Source organism: Arthrobacter sp. TB 26 (assembly GCF_000427315.1).
Classification (GTDB): Bacteria; Actinomycetota; Actinomycetes; order Actinomycetales; family Micrococcaceae; genus Arthrobacter.
In genome coordinates, this window is sequence record NZ_AUPJ01000044.1 from 1 (window position 1) to 2,400 (window position 2,400).

Sequence of the window (2,400 nt, forward strand, 5' to 3'; positions counted from 1 at the left end):
CGGGCAGGTCCGCTCGAACGGGAGCGGGAGCCTGCGGGACATCGTCAATCCGCGGACGGGTGTCAATCGGAGGACGGGTCGGGGCCTGCGGCGCATCGGCCGCTGCTGCAGCCTCTGCCCATGAGCTGCTGCGGACGGTGCGCGCAGCTTCGCTGCCGACGTCGCTGGGCGTGATGATGGGCATGGTTCCTGTCCGGGCGTCGGAGTCCTCGCCGCGGCGGCGGTCACGCCGGCGACGGAGTTCGGGTTGTTCTACCTCTGCGGCAGCGTTGACTGTGTTGTTGTCCACCGGATCGGGCATATTGGTCCCCCCTGGGACTCACAGCGCAGGCCGCTGCGGTGCTCGTTTGAATTGGTTCAAACCGCAATTCTAGGCGCTGTCCTGAGTACCCTTACCATCGGCAGCCCCAAGCCGCGGACTCAGTGGTGCGCCCGGGTCTCCTGCAGGCGCCGGATGAACCAGCGGGACTGCTCCGGCCCGTAGGGCAGGATCGGGATGGCCTTGGTGGCGTCGTCCGGGGTTTCCCGTGTCGCCTGGGTGGCCTGACGGACCGCCGTGGTCATCGTGTTGGCCATGGTCTTGACGAACTGGTCGCTGCACGGTTCCCCGTGGCCGGGAATCAGGAACTCATAGCGGTGACGGAGGGCCGAGACGTGCCTGAGGACATCGGCCCACTCCTCGGGGTAGGAATCCTCGAAGGACGGGTGCGAGCCCTGCTCCACCAGGTCCCCGGCGTAGAGGGTGGTCGCCGTTCCCACGAGGAGGTCGCCGTCAGTGTGTCCGTGGCCGAGGTAGAAGAAGGTGACACTCTGTCCGCCGAGGTCCACGAGGACCGGCTGGTCCTTCACGATCGCGTTCGGCACGACGAGTTCGGTGTTGTCTCCCTGGCCGGCAGCCATTTCCGGCTCATCGGTGGTGACGGCGCGGCGCTGGCTGTCGCCGTTCTCCTGGATTTCCGCAGCACAGTTCTCGTGTGCCCAGAACTCAGTCGCTCCAGCCTCGGCGAACACGGCGTTGCCGAAAAAGTGGTCATAGTGGGCATGCGTGTTGGCGACGACCAGCGGCAACTGCGTCTTTTCCCGCACGGCGTCAAGGATCTCGCGTCCCTGCCGGGGCCCGCTGCCGGTGTCGATTACCAGTGCGCGTTCGGAGCCGACAACCAGGCCGGTGTTGAGCAGGGAACCTTGGGTGGTCAGGACGTAGTTGTCCGGGCCAACCTCGAGCCATCGTGACATTAAATCTCCGTATTCCGGGGTGTTCCGGCGTCGTTGGTGCGATGTTCTGCCCTCGATTGTACCCACCGGAGCTGGCCGGACGCTGGAAGCCGGCACCGCGCGGGAGGACTTTCCTCCCGCGCGGTCCGCGCCCGGTTCAGCGCCAGATCAGAGGTCCGACAGGACTGACCCCGGGTTCTCGATCGCGTCGGCGACATAGCGCAGGAAGCCGCCTGCGGTTCCGCCGTCACAGACCCGGTGGTCGAAAGTCAGCGTCAGTTCGGTGACCTTGCGCACGGCGAGCTCGCCGTTGACCACCCACGGCTTGTCGATGATCCGCCCGACGCCGAGGATTCCCACCTCGGGGTGGTTGATGATCGCGGCGGAGCCGTCCACCCCAAAGACGCCGTAGTTGTTCAGCGTGAAGGTGCCGCCGCCGAGTTCCGCCGGGGTCGCCTTGCCGTCGCGCACGACGGCGGTGAGCCGCCGGATTTCGGCGTCCAGTTCGCGGGCGCTGAGTTTGTCCGCGTTGCGCACCGACGGCACCATCAGGCCGCGATCGGTCTGGGCCGCGAAACCGAGGTTGACGCCGTCGAAGGCCACGATTTCCTGGGACGCTCCGCCGGTGGTGTCCTCGGTGGTGACGATCCGGGTGTTCAGTTCCGGGAACTTCTTCAGGCCGGCTGTGACGAAGCGGGCGATGAACGCCAGCAGGCCCGGTGTGTGGTGCGGATCCGCTTTCTTCAGTGCGGCCCGCAACTCAACGAGGGCGGTGGCGTCAACATCCACCCACACCGTGGCTTCCGGGATCTCCGACCGGCTGCGGGTCATGTTCGCCGCAACGGCCTTGCGCACGCCACGGACGGCGGTCCGGCCGGTAATACCCAGCCCGGTGCGGGCATCGGTGTCCCCAGTCCCCGCGGCTGCAGCTGCCGCCGGAGTTTCGACGGGCGCCACGGCCGCACGCTCGATCACCGAAGGCTTGATGACAGCCTCTACATCTCTCCGCATGATGAGCCCGCTGGCCCCCGACCCCTGGAGATCCCCCAAATCGACCCCATGATCCCGCGCCATCCGCCGGACCAGCGGAGAAATAACAGCCCCCAGCTTCCCGGGAACCCGGGTCCGCATCAGCAACAAATCATCGGCAGCCTTCTCAGCCGCAGACACCTGCGCCACCGGCTC

At 66.9% G+C, this 2,400-nt stretch carries 2 protein-coding genes and 1 pseudogene; all 3 read right to left on the reverse strand.

Going from position 1 to position 2,400, the window contains the following annotated elements:
* Positions 1 to 289 (reverse strand): annotated as a pseudogene (locus K789_RS0100750) (MinD/ParA family protein); the annotation flags it as partial.
* A gap of 131 nt (positions 290 to 420) precedes the next feature.
* A complete protein-coding gene (locus tag K789_RS0100755) occupies positions 421 to 1,236 on the reverse strand; it encodes an MBL fold metallo-hydrolase (protein WP_024365079.1) in 816 nt (271 codons plus the stop codon).
* A gap of 147 nt (positions 1,237 to 1,383) precedes the next feature.
* Positions 1,384 to 2,400 (reverse strand): dihydrolipoamide acetyltransferase family protein (locus K789_RS0100760; RefSeq protein WP_024365080.1); only part of this gene is annotated, 1,017 nt, incomplete at its 5' end.